This is a genomic window from Archangium violaceum, assembly GCF_016887565.1.
Taxonomy (GTDB): Bacteria; Myxococcota; Myxococcia; order Myxococcales; family Myxococcaceae; genus Archangium; species Archangium violaceum_B.
This window is the reverse complement of record NZ_CP069396.1, coordinates 7,737,266-7,759,323: the sequence shown is the minus strand read 5'-3', so window position 1 is coordinate 7,759,323 and position 22,058 is coordinate 7,737,266. Positions and strand designations below refer to the sequence as shown.

General features: G+C 67.4%; 23 protein-coding genes and 2 pseudogenes. 9 read left to right on the top strand and 16 right to left on the bottom strand.

All coding sequences use genetic code 11. The features are described 5' to 3' along the window. Window positions 1-144 precede the first annotated feature (144 nt). The 4 genes and pseudogenes from JRI60_RS30815 to JRI60_RS30800 form a co-directional block, all read right to left on the bottom strand. Window positions 145-348 carry a hypothetical protein gene (locus JRI60_RS30815; protein ID WP_204219512.1) on the bottom strand — a complete coding sequence of 68 codons (204 nt, stop codon included), beginning with the start codon at window positions 346-348 and terminating at the stop codon, window positions 145-147. Window positions 349-391: 43 nt separating this feature from the next. Beyond that, window positions 392-847: pseudogene (locus tag JRI60_RS55185) on the bottom strand (MFS transporter); the annotation flags it as partial. A gap of 93 nt (window positions 848-940) precedes the next feature. Beyond that, window positions 941-1,993 (bottom strand): alpha/beta hydrolase, encoded by a 1,053-nt coding sequence (locus tag JRI60_RS30805; protein WP_204219511.1) that lies wholly within the window; start codon window positions 1,991-1,993, stop codon window positions 941-943. Between the two features lie 225 nt (window positions 1,994-2,218). Beyond that, the gene (locus JRI60_RS30800; RefSeq protein WP_204219510.1) at window positions 2,219-3,181 is read right to left on the bottom strand and encodes a LysR family transcriptional regulator; all 963 of its coding nucleotides are present in this window, start codon (window positions 3,179-3,181) and stop codon (window positions 2,219-2,221) included. Window positions 3,182-3,297: 116 nt separating this feature from the next. On the opposite strand from JRI60_RS30800, the gene JRI60_RS30795 reads away from it, so the two are divergent. Then, complete coding sequence (locus JRI60_RS30795) at window positions 3,298-4,350, top strand: NAD(P)-dependent alcohol dehydrogenase (protein WP_204219509.1); 1,053 nt, start codon at window positions 3,298-3,300, stop codon at window positions 4,348-4,350. Window positions 4,351-4,557: 207 nt separating this feature from the next. Here JRI60_RS30795 and JRI60_RS30790 read toward each other — a convergent pair whose 3' ends face one another. Beyond that, window positions 4,558-4,722 (bottom strand): hypothetical protein, encoded by a 165-nt coding sequence (locus tag JRI60_RS30790; RefSeq protein ID WP_239469809.1) that lies wholly within the window; start codon window positions 4,720-4,722, stop codon window positions 4,558-4,560. A gap of 117 nt (window positions 4,723-4,839) precedes the next feature. On the opposite strand from JRI60_RS30790, the gene JRI60_RS30785 reads away from it, so the two are divergent. Then, window positions 4,840-5,076, top strand: a complete 237-nt coding sequence (locus JRI60_RS30785; protein ID WP_204219508.1) for a hypothetical protein — start codon at window positions 4,840-4,842, stop codon at window positions 5,074-5,076. A gap of 84 nt (window positions 5,077-5,160) precedes the next feature. Here the strand turns inward: JRI60_RS30785 and JRI60_RS30780 are convergent, their stop codons facing one another. The 5 genes and pseudogenes from JRI60_RS30780 to JRI60_RS30760 all read right to left on the bottom strand — a co-directional run bounded on the left by JRI60_RS30780 (window position 5,161) and on the right by JRI60_RS30760 (window position 9,964). After that, window positions 5,161-5,412, bottom strand: a complete 252-nt coding sequence (locus tag JRI60_RS30780) for an SDR family oxidoreductase (protein WP_204219507.1) — start codon at window positions 5,410-5,412, stop codon at window positions 5,161-5,163. Window positions 5,413-5,473: 61 nt separating this feature from the next. Continuing rightward, a complete protein-coding gene (locus tag JRI60_RS30775; protein WP_239470858.1) occupies window positions 5,474-6,079 on the bottom strand; it encodes an NADPH-dependent F420 reductase in 606 nt (201 codons plus the stop codon). Between the two features lie 178 nt (window positions 6,080-6,257). Then, window positions 6,258-7,875, bottom strand: a pseudogene (locus JRI60_RS30770) (efflux RND transporter permease subunit); the annotation flags it as partial. Next, entirely contained in the window at window positions 7,776-8,774 is a 999-nt protein-coding gene (locus JRI60_RS30765; protein WP_204219506.1) for an NAD(P)-dependent alcohol dehydrogenase, read from the bottom strand. The gene JRI60_RS30765 and the pseudogene JRI60_RS30770, both read right to left, overlap by 100 nt. A gap of 200 nt (window positions 8,775-8,974) precedes the next feature. Then, window positions 8,975-9,964, bottom strand: coding sequence for an aldo/keto reductase (locus JRI60_RS30760; protein WP_204219505.1), 990 nt, complete (start codon window positions 9,962-9,964; stop codon window positions 8,975-8,977). Between the two features lie 134 nt (window positions 9,965-10,098). Between JRI60_RS30760 and JRI60_RS30755 the strand changes: the two genes are divergently transcribed. After that, window positions 10,099-10,479: a LysR substrate-binding domain-containing protein gene (locus tag JRI60_RS30755; RefSeq protein ID WP_204219504.1), complete on the top strand. Its 381-nt coding sequence runs from the start codon at window positions 10,099-10,101 to the stop codon at window positions 10,477-10,479. 78 nt (window positions 10,480-10,557) lie between these two features. On the opposite strand, the gene JRI60_RS30750 is transcribed toward JRI60_RS30755, so the two are convergent. Then, window positions 10,558-11,280: a Coq4 family protein gene (locus JRI60_RS30750; RefSeq protein ID WP_204219503.1), complete on the bottom strand. Its 723-nt coding sequence runs from the start codon at window positions 11,278-11,280 to the stop codon at window positions 10,558-10,560. 108 nt (window positions 11,281-11,388) lie between these two features. On the opposite strand from JRI60_RS30750, the gene JRI60_RS30745 reads away from it, so the two are divergent. Then, window positions 11,389-12,012, top strand: a complete 624-nt coding sequence (locus JRI60_RS30745; protein WP_204219502.1) for a TetR/AcrR family transcriptional regulator — start codon at window positions 11,389-11,391, stop codon at window positions 12,010-12,012. 88 nt (window positions 12,013-12,100) lie between these two features. On the opposite strand, the gene JRI60_RS30740 is transcribed toward JRI60_RS30745, so the two are convergent. Beyond that, entirely contained in the window at window positions 12,101-12,646 is a 546-nt protein-coding gene (locus JRI60_RS30740) for a MarR family winged helix-turn-helix transcriptional regulator (protein WP_239469808.1), read from the bottom strand. A 279-nt stretch (window positions 12,647-12,925) separates the two neighbouring features. On the opposite strand from JRI60_RS30740, the gene JRI60_RS30735 reads away from it, so the two are divergent. Next, on the top strand, window positions 12,926-14,341 hold the full coding sequence (locus tag JRI60_RS30735; RefSeq protein ID WP_204219501.1) for a cytochrome P450 family protein: 1,416 nt from the start codon (window positions 12,926-12,928) through the stop codon (window positions 14,339-14,341). Between the two features lie 82 nt (window positions 14,342-14,423). Here JRI60_RS30735 and JRI60_RS30730 read toward each other — a convergent pair whose 3' ends face one another. Beyond that, window positions 14,424-15,110 carry a Coq4 family protein gene (locus JRI60_RS30730; RefSeq protein WP_204219500.1) on the bottom strand — a complete coding sequence of 229 codons (687 nt, stop codon included), beginning with the start codon at window positions 15,108-15,110 and terminating at the stop codon, window positions 14,424-14,426. Window positions 15,111-15,283: 173 nt separating this feature from the next. Then, window positions 15,284-16,207: a LysR family transcriptional regulator gene (locus tag JRI60_RS30725; RefSeq protein ID WP_204219499.1), complete on the bottom strand. Its 924-nt coding sequence runs from the start codon at window positions 16,205-16,207 to the stop codon at window positions 15,284-15,286. 218 nt (window positions 16,208-16,425) lie between these two features. On the opposite strand from JRI60_RS30725, the gene JRI60_RS30720 reads away from it, so the two are divergent. The 4 genes from JRI60_RS30720 to JRI60_RS30705 all read left to right on the top strand — a co-directional run bounded on the left by JRI60_RS30720 (window position 16,426) and on the right by JRI60_RS30705 (window position 20,439). Next, the gene (locus JRI60_RS30720) at window positions 16,426-17,085 is read left to right on the top strand and encodes a hydrolase (protein WP_204219498.1); all 660 of its coding nucleotides are present in this window, start codon (window positions 16,426-16,428) and stop codon (window positions 17,083-17,085) included. A gap of 87 nt (window positions 17,086-17,172) precedes the next feature. Further along, on the top strand, window positions 17,173-17,772 hold the full coding sequence (locus JRI60_RS30715) for an NADPH-dependent F420 reductase (protein ID WP_204219497.1): 600 nt from the start codon (window positions 17,173-17,175) through the stop codon (window positions 17,770-17,772). A 78-nt stretch (window positions 17,773-17,850) separates the two neighbouring features. After that, on the top strand, window positions 17,851-18,810 hold the full coding sequence (locus JRI60_RS30710) for a LysR family transcriptional regulator (protein WP_204219496.1): 960 nt from the start codon (window positions 17,851-17,853) through the stop codon (window positions 18,808-18,810). A gap of 57 nt (window positions 18,811-18,867) precedes the next feature. After that, window positions 18,868-20,439 (top strand): CocE/NonD family hydrolase, encoded by a 1,572-nt coding sequence (locus JRI60_RS30705; RefSeq protein ID WP_204219495.1) that lies wholly within the window; start codon window positions 18,868-18,870, stop codon window positions 20,437-20,439. 54 nt (window positions 20,440-20,493) lie between these two features. On the opposite strand, the gene JRI60_RS30700 is transcribed toward JRI60_RS30705, so the two are convergent. Beyond that, window positions 20,494-21,495, bottom strand: a complete 1,002-nt coding sequence (locus JRI60_RS30700) for a polysaccharide deacetylase family protein (protein ID WP_204219494.1) — start codon at window positions 21,493-21,495, stop codon at window positions 20,494-20,496. A 39-nt stretch (window positions 21,496-21,534) separates the two neighbouring features. Further along, window positions 21,535-22,032, bottom strand: a complete 498-nt coding sequence (locus tag JRI60_RS30695) for a DoxX family membrane protein (protein WP_204219493.1) — start codon at window positions 22,030-22,032, stop codon at window positions 21,535-21,537. Window positions 22,033-22,058: the final 26 nt, after the last annotated feature.

The window sequence follows — 22,058 nt, the reverse complement described above, 5'->3', positions numbered from 1 at the left end:
AGCGACCGGCCCCACGGGCCGCACCGCCAAAGTCCGAGGCTCCGGAACGTGGGGAAGAGGGCGAGGACTCCTGGCGAAGAGAGCCGGGCTCGCGGCGCTCGATGGTCACGGGCACGAGCGGCTTGTCGGGATGGAAACGGGCCATCAAGCCCTGCTTGACGATGGGTGTGGACTCCGCCGGAGCGGTACAGCGGTTCGCTCCCTGGCAACCAGAAGACCCAGCGGAATGAAGTAGAGAACGGCGATGACGGTTCCCACGACGACGGGTCCCGTCGCACCCAGGAACGTCTCCAGAGCGATCCCGGCGATCCACGAGCCGATCGCCGTGCCCAGGTTGATTCGCGTCATCGGGCGCCACCATGCGGTAGACAATGACGGCGCTGACAGCCGCCAGCACGGCGAGCGCCCTGAACGGGCCGCGCCACCCCATGATCTGGCCTGCGAACGCGCCTAGCGGGACGCCGAGCACGACGGCGAGCATTCCTCCCGCCTGCACGATCCCCATGGCGCGGACGCTCGCCTTGTCGCCGGCGGCACGCGCCGCGACGACCGCGGCCACCGACCAGAACGCACCGGTTGCGAGGGCCGTGACAAAACGAGCGCCCAGCAGGAGCGTGACGTTCGAGCTCGCAGCCAGGACGACGTGACCGATGGCAAAGATACCGAGCGCGAGACTCAGCGTGACCCGGCGCGGAAGCCGGAGGGTCGCGATCGCCATGAGAGGGGATCCGACGATCATGCCGATGGCGAACACCGTGATCATCATCCCCGCGTTGGCGACCGAGATTCCCAGATCGCGTGCGACTTCGGACAGCAGGCCCGCGGTGATGAACTCGGTCGTTCCCATCAGGAACGTGCCGGCCCCCAGGACGTAGGTGACGAGAGGAAGACCGGACTTCGCCGGACGTGGTTGAACCTGAGCAGACATGAGATGCTTGGGTTACTTCAGATTGTCCCGGAAGAAGGTGGTCAACTTGTCAAATGGAATGAGGTTGACACGATCGTAGAGATCCACGTGGCCAGCGCCAGGAACAATGACCAGTTCCTTGGGTTGACCGGCAAGCCTGTAGGCATCTTCACTGAACTCTCTGGAATGAGCGTTCTCACCCGTGATGAAGAGCATAGGACGAGGAGAAATCGTCTCTATGTCCGTGAACGGGTAGAAATTCATGAATTTGACGTTACTGGTCAGCGTTGGATGCGTCGTGGTGTTCGGGCTATGACCTCTGGAAGTGCGGTAGAAGTCATAGAATTCGCGATCAATCGCAGTTGAATTCTCATCCAGCTGCTCAGGCGTCCCGCTGGTGTATCGGGTTTCACCTCCCGAGAACTCCACATGGCGCTGCTGCGCTGCCTCCTCGAGGATCTTCTTTCTCTGCTCGAGGGTCACGGAATGCCTGAGCCCGTTTCGGTTGGCGGCGCCCATATCGTACATGCTGACTGTCGCGATGGCTTTCATGCGCGGATCAATCTTGGCCGCACTGATGACAAAGCTCCCGCTGCCGCAAATCCCAATGGCACCAATCCGCTCCCTGTCAATAAATGGCAGGGTGCCCAGGAAATCGATCGCGGCACTGAAATCCTCGGCATAGATGTCCGGCGAAACAGCGTTGCGAGGCTGGCCACCACTCTCGCCCCAGAAAGACAGATCCAAGGACAAAGTAACGAATCCCTGTTCAGCCATTTTCGTGGCATACAGATTCGCACTTTGCTCTTTCACCGCACCCATGGGATGCCCGACGACGATCGCCGGATTCTTCGCATTCCGATTCAAGTCCTTGGGAATGAAAAGATTCCCTGCGACGTTCATCTTGTATTGATTCTTCAAGGTAACCTTCTGCATGGTTACCCTATCGCTCGTGTAGAAATTGTCCGCGCCATTGGACATATCTCCGAGCGCCAGGTTTCTCGCCGGACTCGCCAGCGGGCTGCAGGCAGTCATTACCGAGAATGAGCTGATCAGAAGTCCTAAAAACACAATGATCTTTCTCATGATGATGATCTTTCTTGTTGGACCTTCGGCGTGTCGATCGGGTCCGGAGCCGGTGCGCCCCGTCCACGAATAGAAGTACGCTCCAGCCCCTCGAATGACTACGTTCAGGGAGCAAACAGGCTGTGAACCGGTGGTTGACAGTGTGCAGCAGTCAGTCCCTCCATCGGAGGTGCGGCGTGCCCACCCGTCTTGTTGGTTCGCGCCAATCAGGCACGCGGCCTGGGGTCATGCTTTTCGCGGTGGGCGCGGGCTCGCGGGACCCCGTGCGCCTTCCGGGGCCTCCCTCTTCTTCCGTGGCGCCGCCTCGCGGGCCACGTCCACGAAGGCCCGCAGCGCGGGCGATACCTGCGCGCGGCTGGGGAAGTAGAGGAACAGGCCCGGCACCAACGCCGCGTAGGGCTCCAGCACCACGCGCAGGGTGCCTCGCCGCAGTTCCTCCGTCACCATGGGCTCGAACGCGTAGGCGAGCCCCACCCCAGCCTCCGCCATCCGCAGCATTAGGTGGCTGTCCGAGGTGATGACGGGCCCCTGCACCGGCACGCGCCAGCTCCGCGGCCCGCGCTCCAACTCCCACTGGTAGATGCCTGACGTCGTGGTGGAGCGGATGCAGATGCAGTCATGGGACAGCAGGTCGTCCGGTGTCTCCGGCGTGCCCCTCCGCTCCAGGTACGAGGGCGCGGCCACCACCACGAACCGGCACGCGTCCGACAGCCGGACCTGCACCATGTCCCGCTCGATGGATTCCGTCAGCCGGATCCCCGCGTCCAGCCCCTCGGCCACGATGTCCACGAAGCGGTCCTCCACCCGAACGTCCACCTCCACCTTCGGGTAGCGCGCGAGGAACCGTGGCAGCAGCGGCGCGATGAGGGTGGACACCGCGATGGCGGGAACCGTCAGCCGCACCCGGCCCGTCACCTCCCCGGGCTGCACCGCGGCCGTCTTCAGTGCCTCCAGTGCCTGGTCCACCGCCGGCCCGGCGTTCTCCAGCAGGCGCCGCCCCGCCTCCGTCAGCGCCACGCTTCGGGAGGTCCGCGTGAGCAGGGGGACGCCAAGCCGCTCCTCGAGCTGGCGGACGGACTGGCTCAGCGCGGACGGAGAGACGCCGAGCTCGGCGGCGGCGGCCGTGAAGCCGCGCTTCCGGGCCACGGCGAGGAACGCATTCAGGGCATTGAGCGGTGTGAAGGCCATCTTGAAGTATTTCTAAATGGCCCATGTGGATCCTGCCAGTTTCGCCCGCTGTTCCCGGAGCGCATACCTGGGGGCGAGTGGCCCCCAGGTCACGAAAACTCCCTAAGGAGAACCACATGCCGAAGACTCCTGCCTATGCCGCCCCCGCCGCTGGAAAGCCGCTGGCGCCCTTCTCGTTCGAGCAGCGCGAGGTCGGCCCCCATGACGTGCTCATCGACATCCTCTACAGCGGGGTCTGCCACTCCGACATCCACCAGGCCCGTGACGAGTGGGGCGGCGCCATCTTCCCCATGGTGCCGGGCCACGAGATCATCGGCCGCGTCAAGCAGGTGGGCCAGCACGTCACGAAGCTGAAGGTGGGCGACATGGCGGGCGTCGGCTGCATGGTGGACTCGTGCCGCGACTGCCAGACGTGCCGCCGCGACCTGGAGCAGTTCTGCGAGCGGGGCATGGCCGCCACGTACAACGGCACGTACATGGACCGGAAGACGCCGACCTACGGCGGCTACGCGTCCCGCATCGTCGTCACCGAGCACTTCGCGCTGAAGGTGCCCGAAGGGCTCGACCCCGCCGCCGCCGCGCCGCTGCTGTGCGCCGGCATCACCACGTACTCGCCGCTGCGCCAGTGGAACTGCAAGAAGGGCGACCGCGTGGGCGTGGTGGGCCTGGGTGGGCTGGGCCACATGGCCGTGAAGCTCGCCGCGTCCATGGGCGCGGAGGTGACGGTGCTCAGCACGTCCCGCACCAAGGAGGCCGACGCGCGCCGCCTGGGCGCCCAGGGCTTCGCGGTCACCAAGGACGCGGACACCTTCAAGAAGCTGTCGGGCCGCTTCGACCTCATCATCGACACCATCTCCGCCCCGCATGACTACAACCAGTACCTGGGCATGCTGCGCCCCCAGGGCACCCTGGTGGTGGTCGGCGTGCCGCCGGAGGCGGTGCCCGTGCACGCGTTCTCGCTCATCGGCGGGAACAAGCGCCTGGTCGGGTCGATGATCGGCGGCATCGCCGAGACGCAGGAGATGCTCGACTACTGCGCGAAGCACAACATCGTGTCGGACATCGAGATCATCCCCATCCAGAAGATCAACGAGGCCTACGAGCGCATGATGAAGGGCGACGTGCGCTACCGCTTCGTCATCGACATCGCGAGCCTCGAGCGCGCGTAGCGCAAGCGCGTCCGCTCGGCGCCTCGCGAGGGCGTCGTACGGGGCCGCGCAGGCCGAGGCGATGGTCAGCCCGGCCAGCCAGCCCCCGGCCACGTCCGACACCCGCGCGTGGAGGTGGATATCGTCATTGAGGAGCACTTCGTGGACATGCACGAGAGACCTTGTGCAGCGACGCTGTCGATGCCAGCGCTGGGAGAACGTGGGCCCCTACGAACGGTCGCTTTGGGCGTCTGAGCCACTCGCGTCGGCGGGAGCGCGGTATTGCTCATCGCTGACCTGCTCCATCCAATCGACGACCTTGCCATTCACGTGCTCCTGAATCGCGATGTGCGTCATCGGGCTGGTCGCCGTCGCGCCGTGCCAATGCTTCACGCCCGGCGGCGTCCAGATGACGTCGCCGGCACGGACCTCCCGCCTGACCCTGTCCGATGTCTACGGCACCGGGTACCACGCGGCGTTCAAGGCGGGCATGAGCCCGCGCACGACCGTATGGCCGTCGGCGTCGTGCGGCCGGGTGGCGTCATCAGCCGCGTCGGCGTGCCGCAGTACGAGGACGCGCCCATTGGCTTCGGCAGCTTGTTCGGTCCCAACATCACGCTCACTGGCGGACCGGCGCCCGTCCGCGCGTACATCGAGCGGCTGCTGCCCGACGTGCTGGAGGGCAAGGTCCACCCCGGCAAGGTCTTCGACCGCACGGTGAGCCTCGACGAGGTGCCGGCGGGCTGACAAGCGCGAAGCCTTGAAGATCCTCGTCCGCCCCTGAGTCCTACGAAGCGTGCCGGAAGCGAAGGAGAGGAGCTGGAGCTCCGCTCAGTGCGGAGCGAGTTCGCCGTACCAATAGGCGGCGGTCACTCCGCCATCCATGAGGAAATCGCTGCCGGTGATGAATCCACCGTCCGGGCCCATGAGCAGCGCGCCAACAGTTCCCACCTCGTCTGGAGTGCCGGGACACCCGGCCGCGGACACCTCGATCATGCGCCGGTACCCTTCGCCCCGCGGCCCGGTCAGTTCGTCCTTGGCGAGCGGGGTCACAATGATGCCCGGGCTGACACTGATGGCCATCGTAGGTGTCCTCTTTGTGGGAGTGAGCGTTGGGAGACGAGGCCCGAGCGCGACCTTGGGTTCAATCCCCTGGGGGCAGGCCGAGCCGCCGGCGCAGGTCCGCCATCGTCGTGTTGGCACGGAAGCCCGGGCCGCCACGCTGGAAACCGCGAGCCGCGGCGAGGTTGCCCACCACGAGCGGCTCACAGCCCGCGTCCCGCACAAGCTGCACGGCCACCTCGACCGCCTGGGCGTCGTCCCCGGCGATGGGCACCGCCAGCTTCCCGGTCCGCTGGGAGGGCGACGCCTCGACGGCGGTGGCGTCGACGGCGCTGAAGGCGCGCACCAGCCGCGTGCCCGGCAGGAGCTTCGCCGAAGTGGTGCCTACCCCGTTGGCGTGCGCCTCACGCACCAAGGCCTCGTCGTCGCTGCCCGGGTAGGGGTTACAGGCGTCGAGCACGACCTTGCCGCCCAGCACCTCCTGCAGGTCGCGCCCAAGCTGCGGCAGCGCGCCGTACGGTACGGCGAACAGTACGACCTGGCCGAACGCGGCTGCGTCACGCGGCGTACCCACCGAGGCGCGCGGGCCCAGTTGGCGCGCCACGGGACGGAGCTCCTCTGGGTGACGTGAGGAGAAAAGGACCTCATGCCCCGCCCGCCCCCATGCCCGGCCAACCGTACCGCCCATCCACCCAGCTCCGATGATTCCAATTCGCATGGCCTTCGACTTGCCCTTCACCTGACCCAGGACCGGGAGCGAGGCCAATGCGGTGAAGACACCCAGGACGGAACGACGGGAGAGCGGCATGAAGGTAACCCTTTCATGATGATGACCTTCCATGGAGGACGTACGCCCCGGAAACGAATCAAGGAGAGTGCACCGCGGGCAGGCCCTCCTCTTCCTCCTCCTCATCGCGCGAGCGCTTCGACTCGCCCCGCAGCTTCTGCATGAGCACGTAGAGGCCGGGGATGAAGACGAGGTTGACGACGGTGGACACCAGCATGCCTCCGAAGACCGTAGTGCCCAGGCTGTTGCGCGCGGCGGCGCCGGCACCCTTGGCCAGCATGAGGGGCACCACGCCCAGCAGGAAGGCGATGGACGTCATGAGGATGGGGCGCAGGCGCACCTCGGAGGCCTCGATGGCGGCCTCCACTGCACTGCGTCCCTGCTCGCGCAGTTGCTCGGCGAATTCCACGATGAGGATGGCGTTCTTGCTCGCCAGTCCCACCAGCATGACGAGTCCCACCTGGCAGAAGACGTCGTTGGACAGCCCGCGCATCACCTGCAACCCCAAGGCGCCCAGCACCGCCAGGGGCACCGAGAGGATGACCACCAGGGGCAGGGTGAAGCTCTCGTACTGGGCGGCGAGCACCAGGAAGACGAAGAGCAGGCCCAGCCCGAAGATGAGGAGCGTCTGGCCGCCGCTCTCCTTCTGCTCGAGGGAGAGGCCGGACCACTCGGCGCACGTGCCCTGCGGCAGCACCTGCGCGGCCAGCTCCTCCATGGCGGACATGGCCTGGCCGGAGGAGACGCCGGGGGCCGCCTGGCCGTTGAGCTCCGCGGAGCGGAAGAGGTTGTAGCGGCGGATGACCTGGGCGGACGTGGTGGGCGTCACCTTCACCAGCGACTCGAGCGGAATCATCTCCCCGCTGTCACTGCGCACGTAGAAGGCGCCGATGTCCTGCGGCGTGTCGCGGAACTGCTGCTCGGCCTGAAGGTAGAATCGCGGCCACCGAATGCTCCTCGCCCTTGCGTTGCTCCCAGGGCTGGAGGTTCACCCAGACCTGGGCCAGGTTGGGGCCGTTATTGCCCAGCGCGCTGCCGACGAGGACGAACACGACGCGCGCTTCGGGTTGCGCGCGCACGATCTCCTCCACCTCTTCGATCACCTTCTCCGTGCGGACGAGCGGCATGCCCTCGGGTCCCTGGACCGAGATGATGAAATAGCCCTGATCATCGTCCGGGATGAAGCCGGTGGGCACCACGCGGAAGAGGGCCACTGTGGCGCCGAGGAAGGCGACGAAGACGAGCAGCACCGCGATCGGGTGCCCGAGCAGGCGGCGCAGCATTCCGCCGTAGACCCGCTTCGTCCAGTCGAGCACCTGGTCCACCTTGCGGAACAAAATCCACTTCTGCCCGGAGTGGTGTTTGAGCAGCAGTGCCGAGAGCGCGGGGGTGAGCGTGAGCGCGCATACCGTGGACAGGCCCACCGAGGCGGCGATGGTGAGGGCGAACTGCCGGTAGATGATGCCCGTGGTGCCGGGGAAGAGGGCCACCGGGACGAACACCGCCACCAGCACGATGGAGATGGCCACCACCGCGCCGGCCACCTCCTTCATGCCCTCGCGCGCGGCCGCCCGGGCACCGAGGCCCTTCTCCACCATCAGGCGCTCGATGTTCTCGATGACGACGATGGCGTCGTCCACCACCAGGCCCGTGGCCAGGGTGAGGCCAAAGAGCGTGAGGGTGTTGATGGAGAAGCCGGCGTCTGGCGGATGCCGCCGATCAGCGAACCCGCGAACGACCGGCGGGGCATGAGGAGGGAGAACACGTTGAGTGAGAGCGGCTCCGCGGGTGCGCCCACGTTGACCAGGGCGCCGTCCAGGGCCAGCAGTGACAGGTAGGCGTCGAGGTCGATCTTCGCGCTCACCGTGTTCACGATGAGGTCGAACGAGCCGGCGAGCTTCTTGAACGTCTCCGGGTCCTTCGTGGCGTAGTAGTGGTCCGCACCGAGGCGCAGGCCGTCCTCCTTCTTGCTGAGCGACTGCGACAGGACGGTGACGTCGGCCCCCATGGCGTGCGCGAGCTTGACGGCCATGTGCCCGAGCCCGCCCAGGCCGACGACGGCCACCTTCTTGCCAGGGCCGGCGCCCCAATGGCGCAGCGGCGCGTACGTCGTGATGCCGGCGCACAGCAGCGGCGCGGCGGCGTCGAGCTCGATGCCCTTGGGGATCTTGAGGACGAAGTCCTCGGTCACGACGATGTGGGTGGAATAGCCGCCCTGGGTGAGCTGGCCGTCCTTCCCGATGCTGCCGTAGGTCAGGGTGCTCCCCTTGAGGCAGTGCTGCTCCTCACCCTTGCGGCAGTTCGCGCAATCGCCGCAGGAGTCGACCAGACAGCCGACGCCGACGCGGTCTCCGACTGCATGCCGGGTGACCTTGGAGCCGACCTTGGCGACGATCCCGGCGATCTCGTGGCCGGGGACGATGGGGTAGGTCTGCGAACCCCACTCACTGCGAGTGTGGTGGATGTCGGAGTGGCAGATGCCGCAGAACTTGATCTCGATGAGGACGTCGTGCGGGCCGAGGTCACGACGCTGGATGGTCGTCGGACCCAGGGGGGTTGTCGCGGCCGTGGCCGCGTAGGCATTGACGGTGAGCATGTTTCTCCAGGGGGGTGTGGGGTCGGGGCCGTTGCGCCCCGTTCACGAATAGATGAACACCCGAGCCCGCGGATGACTACGTGCCAGGGAGCCAATAGGCTCTTAAGCGGTGCTTAACAGTGCGACCCGAGCACCTCGGTAGTGTCGTCGCATTCGTGCGGTGCGGGTGGCAGGCGTCTTGTTTCCTCAACCCTTCGAGCTCAGCGACCGACCCTTGCCTGAAGGTGCGCGGGATACCGATCCCCTTGCACCTTGATCTCCGAGAGGACGCCTGCGAGGTCTCGGAGCTCATCGGGCGTCAGCTCGACGGCCGCCGCTCCGATGTTCTCGTCCAGGCGATGCAGCTTCGTGGTCCCCGGAATGGGAACGATCCACGGCTTCTGGGCCAGCAGCCAGGCGAGCGCGAGCTGGGCTCGTGTCACCTGCTTGCGGGCCGCGATTGCGCCGAGAAGATCAACCAGGGCCTGGTTCGCCTTTCGCGCTTCCGGAGTGAAGCGCGGGACGATGTTACGGAAATCCTTGCTGTCGAACGTCGTGCTCTCGCTGATCGCGCCCGTGAGGAAGCCCTTGCCGAGCGGGGAAAAGGGCACGAAGCCGATCCCGAGCTCCTCCAGGGTCGGCAGGAGCTCCTTCTCGGGTTCACGCCACCACAGGGAGTACTCGCTCTGGAGGGCGGTGACCGGCTGGACCGCATGCGGGCGCCGGATGGTCTGCACGCCTGCTTCGGACAATCCGAAGTGCTTGACCTTGCCTTGCTGGATCAGCTCCTTCACCGCGCCCGCGACGTCCTCGATCGGCACGTTCGGATCGACGCGGTGCTGATAGAAGAGATCGATCCGGTCGGTCTTGAGCCGCTTGAGCGCCGCCTCGGCGACCTCCTTGATGTGCTCCGGCCGGCTGTTCATGCCGCTCTGCCCGCCGTTGGAATCGAACTCGAACCCGAACTTGGTGGCGATCACCACCTGGTCCCGGAAGGGGGCAAGGGCTTCGCCCACGAGCTCTTCGTTCTTGTAGGGGCCGTAGGCCTCGGCGGTGTCGAAGAATGTGACGCCGCGCTCGAAGGCCGCCCGGATCAGCTTGATGGCCTCCTGCGTGTCCGTTGCCGGGCCATAGCCATAGCTCAGACCCATGCAGCCGAGGCCGATGGCCGAGACCTCCAGGCCGCTATTTCCCAATTGACGCTTTCGCATTGTCTCTTCTCTCCCCGTGGGTTGGGAGCCGTTCGCCCCATTCACGAAGAGAAGTAACCCCCGGTTCCTCGGAGGACTACGCGCCATGGAGCCAATAGGCTCTTAAGCGGCGCTTAACAGTCAGGGCCGCGAGGATGATGAGCGTCGCCAGCAGCAGGACGGCGCCGCTCACCGCAACGGCCGCGCTGGCGCCGCGCGCGTCGAACTTCTCCGTCGACGTGCCGGACCGGGTCCTCACCAACGACTCCGCGTTCAATCTGCGCCTGGCTCGGGCCGGTGTGGGAATCACCTTGTCCGACGACCGCGTCCGCGACCAGGTGGCGCGCGGTGAATGGGTGACGGTGCTGGAGGAGTTCTCGACCCCGTACCCCGGGTTTTTTCTGTACTACCCGCAGCGTCGGCACGCCTCGCCCGCACTGCGCGCGCTCATCGACTACCTGCGCCAGGCGCGGCAGCAGGCGAGCGCTCCGGCGCGGTCGCAGCGTCGCAAGCAAGCGCGACGAGATGACCGATGAGCCGTCCTCCCGCTTCCGCCTCGGGCCGTGTTCTCGTTGTCACTGCAGGAGCCTGCGTTGGCGCCAAGATCTGGAGGTTCAGGCCGCGGCCTGCTGCGCCTTGAGCTCCGCGCTCCGGATCGGACGGTAGTCGCGCGGGGCCTCGAGGTTCAGCCGGCGGCGCACCTCTTCGACCGGCAGCGCGAGAAGCGACTCCCAATCGACGGCCGGGAGCCACGCCGCCTTCCGGCCGCGGCGGAAGCCGTCGAGGATGGTCGCGCGCGCCATCTGTGCGTCGGGCGAGCTGCGCGTCTTGAGGAGACCGATGCCGACGATCAGACCGATCGCGGGGTTCTTCACCTGCGCCAGACTGAACGCGAGGAGCGCCGTCTCGCCGAGCACGTCGCCGTGATAGCCGGTCGCGGCGTGCCATAGATCATGCGTGTCGCGCATGCGCGCGTTCACCCAGTCGAGCGGCGCGGGGAGCGGCTCGGTGAGAGTCGACCCTTTCGCGCCCGCGTCGCGGATCCCCTGCGCGGAGATGTTCTCGCGTTCGACGAAGTCGAGGTACGCGCGCCCGAGCGACCCTTCGGGGAGCCGCGCGAGGGCCGCGCGATCGGCGAGCATGTCCACGATGTCCGGCTTCTTCTCGAGCAGCGCGCGGCCGGCCTCGCTGCGACGGAGCCCCGACGCGATCCGCTGCATCGTGTCCAACGAGAGCGACTCGATGATGGTGAAGACCTGCGGCAGGTCGTCGGGATCCTTGGCGAGCATGCGGGCGGCGCGGAACGCGCGACGGGGAGCGAACTGCAGGTGCGTCATGGGCGTCCTCCTCTGCGAGGAGCACGACTTTGTGGCTTACGAACAATGTTGTCAATAATGAGCTGACAAACTTGTCGGTAGGCCGCCCAGCGCGCGATGCTGCCGTCCATGGCTGAGACGAAGCGGAAGAGGCGCGACGCGGCGTTCGCGCGCACGGAGATTCTCGATGCCGCCGAGAAGCGCCTTGTGATCGTCGGCCCGAGCGGCATCCGCCTCCAGGAGGTCGCGGCCGACGCGGGCGTGTCGCACCCCACGGTGCTCCACCACTTCGGCAGCCGCGAGGCCCTCGTCGACGCGGTCGTCGCGCGCGCGCTGCAGGCGATCAACGCGCGGTTGGTCGAAGCGCTCCAGACGTCGCGCGGCGAGGAGGTGGAGCTCGCGGCGATGCTCGACGCCGTCTTCGACGCGATGGCCGGCTCCGGGCATGCGCGCGTGCTCATGTGGCTCGCGCTCGAAGGGCGTCACGTCGACGGCGGCGAGGTCACGCTCTCCGCGGTCGTCGACGCGACCCACGCGTTGCGCAAGTCGAAGCACGGTCGGAAGAAGACGCTGCCCCGCGAGGACACGGCGCACCTCGTGGTGCTTGCAGCGCTCGCATTGGTCGGGCTGCCAGTGCTCGGTCCGAGCCTCTTGAGCAACAGCGGCCTCGCGAGCGACGCCGATTCGATGCGTCGCTTCCGCGCGTTCCTCGCGAAGGTCCTCCTCCGGCACTTCGCGCCGCCGGAGACCTGAGCCTCCGAGCCCCGGGGAATCGGAGCGTTCGTACAGCTCGCAGTCGAACGAGGGGGATGGGGGTTGACACCCAGGTGCTCAGGGCGTGTCACTTCTTCTGGCGGCTGCCCGCGGGCGGCACGCGTTTGCGCCGCGCGGGGCGCACCTCCTCATCCTCCAGCCCTCCTTCGGGAGGCGAGGGCGTGCGTTGCTCCAGCGCGCCGAGCGCACGCTCCATGAGGTCCAGCGCCCGGCCCAGCTCCTTCAGCTCCGTCGGGGAGGCGCTCGCGAACTGGGCGGCCAGGTCACCGGTCACCGCCTGCTGGACCTGCTGGCTCACCTCCAGTCCGGCCTCCGTCAGCACCATGCGGAGCCGCCGCCGGTCGTCGGGCTCGGGTTCGCGTCGCACGTAGCCCTGTCGCTCCAGGCGGTCGAGCAGTCCGGTGATGACGGCCGGCGTGACCAGCAGCCGCCGCGCCAGAAGCCCGGGAGAAGAGATTCCCTGCCGGATGGCGTAGAGCATGGTGAGCTGGCGCAGACTCAATTCTCCGCTCAGCTGGTTCGCCTGCACGCTCGCGGCGGCCCAGCGGTGGAGGCGCGACATCACCTGCAGTGCGCGCTCCGCGTGCTGGATGAGGGGGTCGCTCCGAGTCATCGCTCCTGGTCCTGTGCCGCGGACAATCTCGTCCATGCCGTTTATGTCACGAACGCTATACGAACCCTTCGGTCCACGTGTACCCATCGGTGTGTCACGGAGGAGCGAAAGGCCGGAGACCGGCCGGGCGGCGCGCGGCGGAGTCCATGGCTCGAGCCGCACGCTCGCGGCGTGCCCCACGGTCGTTGCCAATTCTTTTGCTTGGAATATAGTATGCCACGCTAATGAATCTGGCCCGGTGGCTCGGACGAGCCGGGGCCTGGACGTGTTGAGGACGCCATGGCGACGACCCCCCCCGACGTACAGAAGCGCGAGACCACGCCTCACACGGACCCGAGCCTCGGAGCGGAGACGGCCCCGAACGAGGCGCCCGTCGCGCCCCCCACGGTGAAGCTGGACAGGGCGGATCCAGAGTTCCTGGCCGGTGCCCACGCCGTCTACTCCGGCCTGCGGGCCCAGGGCCCCGTCGTGCACGTCTCCTTTGGCACCAACTTCGCGGAGAGGGCCCGGGCGGCGGCTTCGCCGGAGCGCCAGGCCCAGGGCGGCTCGGGAAATGATTGGCTTTTCGTGACCCGGTACGACGAGGCGGTGGAGGCGCTGCTCGACGAGCGGATCGCCTCCGACTTCCGCACGGGAATGACGCCGGAGCAGCGCGAGCGCGCGGCGGCCGCCATGCCCGAGGAGTTCCGGCCCATCATCTACAGCCTCATCATGCTGGATCCCCCGGATCACACGCGGCTGCGCAAGCTGGTGCAGCCGAACTTCACCGCCCGGGCGATGGATGCCCTCAAGCCCCGCATCCAGCGGCTCGTGGATGAGCTGCTCGACAAGGCCGAGCGGGCCGCGGCCGAGCGGGGCGAGACGGCACCGGAGCGCCGGATGGAATTCGTCGAGACCTTCGCCTACCCGCTGCCGGTCCAGGTCATCAGCGATCTGCTCGGCATCCCGGTGGAGGATCAACCCCAGGTGCATGCCTGGGCGGAGCGGTTCCTCCAGGCGGATCCCCAGCAGTACATGAGCAACCAGGAGGCGCGGGCCGGAATGATGGCATTCACGCGCTACCTGGAGGGCCTGTTCGAGCGCAAGCGGCGCGAGCCCACCGAGGACATGATCAGCCAGATGGTGCACGCCCAGGAGGATGGCGACAGGCTCGACCCGCAGGAACTGCTGTCGATGGTGTTCATCCTCTTCCTCGCCGGCCACATCACGACGGTGAACCTGCTCGGCAACGGGGTCGTCGCGCTGCTGCGGCACCCCGAGCAGCACGCCCGCTTCCTCGCGGACCCCGCTGGCATGGCCAAGGGGATGGTCGAGGAGACGCTGCGCTATTGGGGGCCGGTGGACTTCCTGGGCAGCCCGCGCACCGTCAAGGAGGACGTGGAGCTGGGCTGCGTCCACGTTCCCAAGGGCTCGAAGCTGACGGTGGGACTCGCCTCGGCGAACAGGGATCCGCGGCGCTTCGAGAATCCGGAGGCGTATGACATCACGCGGCCTGACGCCCACCGGCACATCGCCTTCGGCAAGGGAATCCACGTGTGCATCGGGGCTCCGTTGGCCCGGCTCGAGGCGCAGATCGCCTTCGAGACCCTGTTCCGGCGCTTCCCGAAGCTGCGGCTGGCCGTGAGCGCCGACTCGCTCCGCCTGGGAGTGGGGGCCGCCATGCGCGGCTTCAAGAACATCCCGGTGCTCTTCTAGCGCCCCGCCTGGAGCAGACGGAATGTCGTTGCGGTTGCTCGCCCGCTCCTGAGCGTCCAACTCGCGGCGGCCCAAGCGCTCCCTACGCGGCGGCGGGGGCGCACAGCCGCGCGCGCAGCGTGGCCACGGGGGTCTCCCAGTGTTCCTCGAACCAGAAGTCGAGGAACCGCGGGGACGCGAGGCCACGGCGGAACGCGGCCCATAGCCGCCGCACGTACTCGGACCGCTCGACGCCGGTCTGCGGAGCCTTGAGTTGTCCGAGCGTGCCATTCAGCAGGACGAACATCGTGGTCCGCAGCCCCAGGTTGCCCAGGACGTACGCCTGCAGCTCCATCTCGCCCACCACGTCCGTGCCGTAGCCCGTCAGCACGTGCAACAGGTCATGCGTCTCGCGGTAGCGCTTGGAGAGGAAGTCCACGTCGTTCTTGAGCTCGAGCGTCGTCTGGAAGGGCGAGATCTTGTTGTCGCGGTAGTAGCGCGCGAACTCATGGCCGAGTGTTCCCTCGGGCAGGCGCTCGAACGCGGCCAGATCCAACTCCCTGGCCTCCAGGGACGGGCGTTTGGACAGCATGCGGCGCCCCTCCTCGCTGCGCTGGAACTGCTGGGCGAGCGATGCGTAGACGTTGCCGTTCAGGCTCAGGTTGAACGTCTGGCCGGCGGTGGGATTCGTTGCGTCGTGCTTGAGCACCTTCAGGCACTGGCTCGCCACGCGCAGGCGGGTGAACAGGGAGGCGTTGTCGGGAAGGGACAGGGACGGGGAATCGCTCATGGGGGCCGGCTCACAGGATTGGAGGGGGATGGGGGCTCAGCGCGGACAATCTCGTTCCGTTCATTTATGAAGGAAATGGTATATGAGGCAAACCATCCGGGCAAGGTCTACCCTTCGGTGCATCGCGGAGGGACGCTGGCCGGGCGAAATCGCGGTGTGAAGTGGGCTCTCCCTCAGCACGCGGAGAGCTGCCGGGCCAGGCCCTGGCGTTTGAACGAGTCGACGATGAAGTCCACGAACACGCGCGTCTTCGCCGGCAACTGCTTGTGTCCCGCGTAGTAGAGCGAAATCGGCCCGATGTCGGCGTGCCAGTCCGGCAGCAGCCGCACCAGCCGTCCCGCTTGCAGGTGCTGCAGCGCGTTCTGCATCGCGGTGAAGGTGATGCCCAGCCCCATCACCGCGCAGTGGGTGCACGCCTCCGGGTCATTGAGGAGCATGCGCGGGCGCATCTCGACGGAGACCTGCTCGCCCGCGCGGTTGCGCAACGGCCAGGAGCGGATGCGTCCGGTCTGCGGTGAGCGCATCAGGATGCCGTCGAAGTCCTTGAGGTCCGCGGGCTTCCGGGGCGGCTTGATCTTCGCCACATAGGAGGGCGAGGCCACCGCGATGATGTGCGCCCGGGCCAGCTCCCGCGCGGCCAGCCCCGTGGGCAGATCGAAGCCGCCACCAATCGCCGCGTCGAAGCCCTCTTTGATGAGGTCCACCGCCCGGTTGTCGAAGTGCCAGTCCGGGACGACGCCGGGATGGCGCGAGAGGAAGTCCCCTAGCAGGGGCACCACGAAGTTCTGTCCGAAGACGGGAGACATGCTCACCCTCAGCGTCCCCACGGGCTGTCCCGCCGTCATCGTCACGTTGGCGATGGCCGTCTGGAGCACATCCAGCCCGCTGCTGGCCTCGCGCAGCAGGCGCTCTCCCGACTCCGTCAGGGTCAGCCCCCGCGTGCTGCGCTGGAACAGGCGCACGCCCAGGTTCGTCTCCAGCCGGGCGACGTTCTGGCTGACGGCCGCGGGTGTCAGCCCCAGCGTGCGAGCGGCGGCGGAAAAGCTGGAGGATTGGGCGCTGCGGATGAACGATTCCAGGGTGACGAGCGTCTCCATGGACGGGGACCTTAAAGGCCACCGGGTCCGCTTTGAAGATCATCTTTAAAGTGATTCAGCGGACTACCCGCTACTGCGGTGAGCGGCCCATCGGCATTGTTCTCTCCATCAGCAACCCGGCGCGGTGCTGACGCCGAAACGCAGAGCCGCAGGTCCGCCCGTTGGCGCGGGCCGCGGTCTCCGCGATGACCCATCCCCGCTGTCCCTGGAGAGTCACCATGACCACCCCCCGTAACCCGAAGGCCGGTATCGACGCCCTGCTCTCGCCCGACAACTGCGCGCTGATCCTCATCGACCATCAGCCCTTCCAGTTCGCCGGCCTGCGCAGCCACGACACCCAGACCATCATCAACAACGTCGTGGGCCTGGCCCGTGGCGCGAAGCTGTTCAACGTGCCGACGCTGCTGACCACGGTGCTCGAGGAGCGCGGTGGGCTCCTGCTCAAGCAGCTCCAGGACGTCTTCCCGGAGCAGAAGCCCATCAACCGCACCTTCATCAACACCTGGGAGGACACCCGCGTCACCGACTGGGTGAAGAAGACGGGCCGGAAGAAGATCGTCATGGCCGCGCTGTGGACGGAGATCTGCCTGGCGATGCCGGCCATCCAGGCGCTCGGCGAGGGCTACGAGGTCTACATCGTCACCGACGCCTCGGGCGGCGTCTCCCTCGAGGCGCACGAGATTGCCATCCAGCGCATGGTCCAGGCCGGCGCCGTGCCCATCACCTGGACGGTCTTCGCCTCGGAGCTCCAGCGGGACTGGGCCCGCGAGGCCACCGTGCCCGGACTGGCGAAGCTGCTGGTGGACCACATGGGCAACGTCGGCACCAGCTTCGTGTGGGAGCAGCAGCTGCTCAACACGCCGGTTCCCAAGAGCTGAGGCGCGGCATCCCGGGGGCCGCCTCGTGCGGCGGCCCCCATGCGGTACGGCAACACCTTCGTACACGTGTGAACGCAGGAGCGTGTCATGAGCATTGGCATCATTGGAGCGGGTAGCATCGGTCAGGCCCTGGCCGGCCACATGGCGAAGATCGGCCACGAGGTCATCGTCAGCAACAGCCGCGGTCCGGAGTCGCTGGGAGGGCTGGTTCGCCAGCTGGGGCCCCGTGCCCGGGCTGGCACGCGGCAGGAGGCCGCGAAGGCGGACCTCGTGATGTTCTCGGTGCCGTGGGAGCAGGTGCCCGAGGCGTTGTCCGGCCTGCCCGCCTGGAATGGCCGCATCCTCGTGGACGCCACCAACCCCGTCCTCCTGCCCGGCTTCCGCCTGGCCGAGCTCGGTGGAAAGACGTCGAGCGAGGTCGTGGCGTCGCTCGCCCCGGGCGCTCGCGTGGTCAAGGCGGCCAACACGCTCCTCGCCGCGGTGCTCGCGGCGGACCCCCGGCAGTCCGGAGGCCGCCGGGTGCTGTTCATGTCCGGGGATGACGCACCCGCCAAGGCGGAGGTGGGCGAGCTCTTCGGCAAGGCGGGCTTCGCCGCCGTCGACCTCGGTGAGCTGGCCATCGGCGGAAGGTCGCAGCAGTTCCCCGGAGGCCCGCTGGCCACGCTCAACCTCATCAAGCTGGACTAGTCCAGCCACGCCGCGACGGGTCCACTCCGTCGCGGCGCTTCCGGTGGAACGCCAGGGGCTCCGAAGGAGAACCGGACCATGTCCTTCACCCCTCTGAACGGGCTGCATTCCTTCGTCATGGTGGCGCGTCGGCGTGGCTTCTCGGCGGCGGCCCGGGAGCTGGGTGTCTCCGTGGCGGCGGTGAGCCAATCCGTCCGGAACCTGGAGGCCCGGCTGGGCGTGACGCTGCTGTACCGCACCACCCGCAGTGTCGCCCCCACCGAGGCGGGGCAGCGGCTGCTGGAGCGGAGCGGGGCGGCCCTGGAGCAGGCACTCGACGGCTTGCGCGCGCTGGAAGGGCAGGGCGATGAGGTGGCGGGCACGGTGCGGCTGGCGGTGCCCGCGCTGGCGATGGAGCAGGCCCTCGCACCTGTCGTGTCCCGCTTCCTCACGGCGTACCCGAAGGTGTCGCTGGACATCCATGTGGACAACCGGCGCGTGGACATCGTGCGCGAGGGCTTCGACGGGGGCGTGCGGATGGATGCCATTCCCCAGGACATGGTGCGGGTGCGCCTGGGAGACCGCTTCCGCTTCCTGGTGGTGGGCTCGCCCGCGTACCTCGTCCGGCGCGGCGAGCCCAGGACTCCGGAAGACCTCCTCCTCCACGCCTGCCTGGGCATGCGCGAGGAATCGACGGGCGCTGTCTCCCGCTGGAACCTGGAGTCCGGGAAACGCACGTGGCGGCTTCCTGTCGTACCGGTGCTGATGTGCAACGACCGCCGGACCCGGGTGGTCATGGCGGAGGCCGGCATGGGGCTCGCGTACGAGCCCGAGCCGGGCGTCCTCTCCCAGCTCCAGCACGGCACCTTGCGAATCGTCTTGGAGAAGTACGCGGCCTGGGTGCCCGGTTTCTTCCTTTACTTCCCCAGCCGCAGGCAGACGTCGCCCGCGTTCAGGGCCTTCATCGACATGGCGGATGCCCAACTCCCGGACGGAAAATCTGGAGCATCCGCGGCGCCCCTCCTTTCGGAGGGGGCGAGGTGGAGCCAACAGCTCTAGGCTCGCCCTGGATCGGAACTTCGTGTCCGACTCCCCACCCCCCTGCTGGAGGAGTGCATGTCCTGGCTGCGTGCAATCGCCGTATCCGCGGTTCTATCGCTGTGCGTGATCGCCACTCCCGCGTCCGCGTCCTCGTCTCTGCGTATCGTCAACATCTCCACGCGTGATGGAGTGGCGCTCAAGAGCGCCGTCTACACGCCGGATGCGCCCGGGCGGTACCCGGCCATCATCTTCATCACCAGCTGGGCGCTGCCCAACCTGGAGTACTTCGTGCAGGCGCAGCAGTTCGCCGATGCCGGGTACGTGGTGGTCTCGTACACCCCGCGGGGCTTCTACGCGTCGGGGGGCGCCATCGACACCGCTGGCCCCAAGGACATTGGCGACCTGACCGAGGTCATCAACTGGACGCTCGCCAATACTCCCGCGGAGCCGACCCGCATCGGTGCGGCGGGCGTCTCCTATGGCGCGGGCATGGCGTTGATCGGCTCGGCCTTCGACTCGCGCATCCGCGCCGTTGCCGCGTTGAGCGGCTGGACGGATCTGCCGTACTCGTTGTTCGCGAACCAGACGCGCCATCTGCAGAGCGCCGGACTGCTGTGGCTCTCGGCGGAGCTCACCGGGCAGCCTTCGGCGGAGCTGCGGCAAGCCCTGACGAATTTCTTCGCCAACCAGAACGTGCCCGACGTCATCGCCTACGCCCAGGTGCGCAGCGCCGCGACGTACCTGTCGCAGATCAACGCGAACCGTCCCGCCATCCTCATGGCCAACGCGTACGGCGACAGCTTCTTCGGTCCGAATCAGCTCACCGACTTCTTCACCCGCCTGTCGGGTCCGAAGCGGCTGGAGCTCCGCCCGGGTGACCACGCCATCGCCGAGCTGACCGGCATCATCGGCCTGCCCAATGACGCCTGGACGAGCACGCGTCGCTGGTTCGACCAGTACCTGCGTGGCGTGAACACGGGCATCGCCTCGGAGAATCCGGTCCAGCTCCAGCTCCGGGGCCAGGGCTCTTATGAGTCGTACCCGTCGTGGAGCGCTGTCTCGACGAGCACCGCGCGCTACAACCTGAGCGAGGTGCACTGGTGGAGCCACGAGGGCGAGCTCGCGGCGGGCGCGCCGACGGGCTGGAGCGCGACGATCATCGCGGGCGACGACACCATCGCCAACGGAGGCCTGGCGCTGCTGACGAACGGCGTGGAGGCCATCACGGGTGAACCCCCCACGGCGTGGATTCCGGCGGTGGACCGGTCCAACGCGGTCGTCTGGCAGTCGGACTGGCTGACGAGTCCGCAACGCGTGCGCGGGGCTCCGCACCTGCGCCTGAACGTCACTCCGGGCACCTCCGGGCAGACGACGGTCATCGCCTACCTCTATGACACGGACTGGGGAGGGACGGGGAGCCTCGTCACGCACGTCGCGGTCACGCTCCGGGATGCCGTCGCCGGCCACCCCTATGCCGTGGACGTGGACTTCCCGGCGACCGTCTATGACGTTCCGAGCGGCCATCGCCTCTCGCTCGTCATCGATACCGTCGATCCGCTCTATGCGGACAAGGCGCCGAGCTTCTCCACGGTGAAGTTCTCCTCGTCGGCGAGCAGCCCGTCCTATGTGTCCCTGCCGTTGAGGTGAAGAGCACCGATCCCCAACGGACTCCCAGGTTTCCGCACCTGAGAGTCCGTGTTGTCAGAAGCCCCCTTCCCGGAGGGTCAGCGGGCTCTCCAGCGCGAAACGGGCGATCTCGTCCTTGCGCATGAACACCACGCCTGGATGCTTCTGGGCATAGGTGATGAACTCCTCCAGCATCTTGACGCGCGACGGACGGCCCGCGATGCGGTCGTGAGTGCTGATGGACATCATGCGTCGGCGCGTGGCGCCCTCGGCGTACAAGACGTCGAACTCGTCCTTGAGCTCGCGCCCGAAAGCCTCGGTGGAGGCGTTGCGGCCCTCGAACTGGACGATGTCGTTCAGGTGCAGGGTATAGGGCACGACGGCGAACGGCTTGTCGTTCACCGAGAGGAGGAACGGCTCGTCCCGGCTCACGTCATCGATGTGGTAGATGAAACCCAGGCTCTGGAGGATCTCCAGCGTATGGGGAGTCCCTCGCAACCAGAATGCATTGAAGCCCAACGGCCGCGTGCCCGTGGCGCGTTCGATGCTCCGCACATTGGCCTCGTATGAAGCCCGTTCCTCCTCGGGGGTCATCGAGAACTGGGGCGTCCAGGTCTGACCGTGGGCGGCGGCCTCGTGGCCCCGCTCGACGATTTCCCGCGCCAGCTTGGGGTTGCGGTCCACCGCCTGGCCGACCATGTGGGATGTCACCTTGACGCGTTTGCGAGCGAAGAGCTCGAGCAGTCGCGGGATGCCCTCATGGATGCCGTACGCGTACCAGGTGGCGGCGGGCAGGTCCGGGTACTTCGGATCGATGGGCGGGAACGGGCTGCTCGCTCCCCGCTCGGGCTGAGCACCCGCTTCGAGCTGCATGGAGATGGAGATCACCAGTCGCGCCCCCTCCGGCCAGAACTGCTTGGACGAGGAGCGCTCGACGCGTGCAGCCGCGGCCAGTGTGTCGGAGGAATGGGCCGCCGCGACGAGCGTGCCGGCGGTGAGCAGGCTGGATTGGCGCAGGAACTCGCGGCGTTCGAGTGGGTGAGGGGAGGGGGGAGACGTTCGTTCGGAGGGGTCCATGATGTTCTTCCTGGGAGTGACAGAGAGCTGCCGTGCGCTTCAGGGGACTGGCGCGGGGCCGCGCACCGACGCTGGCGCCGGGTGGCTCCGGGCCTTGACCCGCCACGCATCGAGGGAGAGGCCGTTGAAGCTGGCGGCGGCCAGGAGCAGGGAATAGAGGGTCGCGTAGATCATCTGCAGCCCGAGCGTCTCCCAGTCGCTCCGCAGGGCGGTGCCGAAGATGAGAGACACCATGACGAGGCCACCCGCGAACAGAGCGGTGCGCGTCAGCAGCCCGAGGGTGATCAGCGCGCCGAGGAGCGTCTCGACGAAGGGCAGCAGCAGTGCGAAGAGGCGCACCAGGGGGGAGGGAAGCCAGGTATTGGCGAAGAGCTGCACGAGGGTGTCGGCGAAGGCCGTGGGGTTGCCTATCCGGACCAGGCCATGGACGAGGATGTTCAGGCCGAGGGCGAGACGCAGCAGGAGATAACCCGCCATCTCGTGGGTGATGCCGCGGAAGAAGGGCGTGGGGACATCGGACGGGGATGAAGGTCGCATGACCCTCTACTTGCGCTTTGCCCTGG

What these genes read in the sequence shown, in the direction of transcription:
- JRI60_RS30715 (WP_204219497.1), top strand. Translation starts at nt 17,173, where the DNA reads ATGAGCATTGGCATCATTGGAGCGGGTAGCATCGGTCAGGCCCTGGCC.
- JRI60_RS30705 (WP_204219495.1), top strand. Translation starts at nt 18,868, where the DNA reads ATGTCCTGGCTGCGTGCAATCGCCGTATCCGCGGTTCTATCGCTGTGC.
- JRI60_RS30745 (WP_204219502.1), top strand. Translation starts at nt 11,389, where the DNA reads ATGGCTGAGACGAAGCGGAAGAGGCGCGACGCGGCGTTCGCGCGCACG.
- JRI60_RS30760 (WP_204219505.1), bottom strand. Translation starts at nt 9,964, where the DNA reads ATGCGAAAGCGTCAATTGGGAAATAGCGGCCTGGAGGTCTCGGCCATC.
- JRI60_RS30695 (WP_204219493.1), bottom strand. Translation starts at nt 22,032, where the DNA reads ATGCGACCTTCATCCCCGTCCGATGTCCCCACGCCCTTCTTCCGCGGC.
- JRI60_RS30700 (WP_204219494.1), bottom strand. Translation starts at nt 21,495, where the DNA reads ATGGACCCCTCCGAACGAACGTCTCCCCCCTCCCCTCACCCACTCGAA.
- JRI60_RS30750 (WP_204219503.1), bottom strand. Translation starts at nt 11,280, where the DNA reads ATGACGCACCTGCAGTTCGCTCCCCGTCGCGCGTTCCGCGCCGCCCGC.
- JRI60_RS30805 (WP_204219511.1), bottom strand. Translation starts at nt 1,993, where the DNA reads ATGAGAAAGATCATTGTGTTTTTAGGACTTCTGATCAGCTCATTCTCG.
- JRI60_RS30710 (WP_204219496.1), top strand. Translation starts at nt 17,851, where the DNA reads ATGTCCTTCACCCCTCTGAACGGGCTGCATTCCTTCGTCATGGTGGCG.
- JRI60_RS30780 (WP_204219507.1), bottom strand. Translation starts at nt 5,412, where the DNA reads ATGGCCATCAGTGTCAGCCCGGGCATCATTGTGACCCCGCTCGCCAAG.
- JRI60_RS30735 (WP_204219501.1), top strand. Translation starts at nt 12,926, where the DNA reads ATGGCGACGACCCCCCCCGACGTACAGAAGCGCGAGACCACGCCTCAC.
- JRI60_RS30730 (WP_204219500.1), bottom strand. Translation starts at nt 15,110, where the DNA reads ATGAGCGATTCCCCGTCCCTGTCCCTTCCCGACAACGCCTCCCTGTTC.
- JRI60_RS30775 (WP_239470858.1), bottom strand. Translation starts at nt 6,079, where the DNA reads ATGGGCGGTACGGTTGGCCGGGCATGGGGGCGGGCGGGGCATGAGGTC.
- JRI60_RS30725 (WP_204219499.1), bottom strand. Translation starts at nt 16,207, where the DNA reads ATGGAGACGCTCGTCACCCTGGAATCGTTCATCCGCAGCGCCCAATCC.
- JRI60_RS30720 (WP_204219498.1), top strand. Translation starts at nt 16,426, where the DNA reads ATGACCACCCCCCGTAACCCGAAGGCCGGTATCGACGCCCTGCTCTCG.
- JRI60_RS30755 (WP_204219504.1), top strand. Translation starts at nt 10,099, where the DNA reads ATGATGAGCGTCGCCAGCAGCAGGACGGCGCCGCTCACCGCAACGGCC.
- JRI60_RS30765 (WP_204219506.1), bottom strand. Translation starts at nt 8,774, where the DNA reads ATGCTCACCGTCAATGCCTACGCGGCCACGGCCGCGACAACCCCCCTG.
- JRI60_RS30795 (WP_204219509.1), top strand. Translation starts at nt 3,298, where the DNA reads ATGCCGAAGACTCCTGCCTATGCCGCCCCCGCCGCTGGAAAGCCGCTG.
- JRI60_RS30815 (WP_204219512.1), bottom strand. Translation starts at nt 348, where the DNA reads ATGACGCGAATCAACCTGGGCACGGCGATCGGCTCGTGGATCGCCGGG.
- JRI60_RS30800 (WP_204219510.1), bottom strand. Translation starts at nt 3,181, where the DNA reads ATGGCCTTCACACCGCTCAATGCCCTGAATGCGTTCCTCGCCGTGGCC.
- JRI60_RS30740 (WP_239469808.1), bottom strand. Translation starts at nt 12,646, where the DNA reads ATGACTCGGAGCGACCCCCTCATCCAGCACGCGGAGCGCGCACTGCAG.
- JRI60_RS30785 (WP_204219508.1), top strand. Translation starts at nt 4,840, where the DNA reads ATGGCCGTCGGCGTCGTGCGGCCGGGTGGCGTCATCAGCCGCGTCGGC.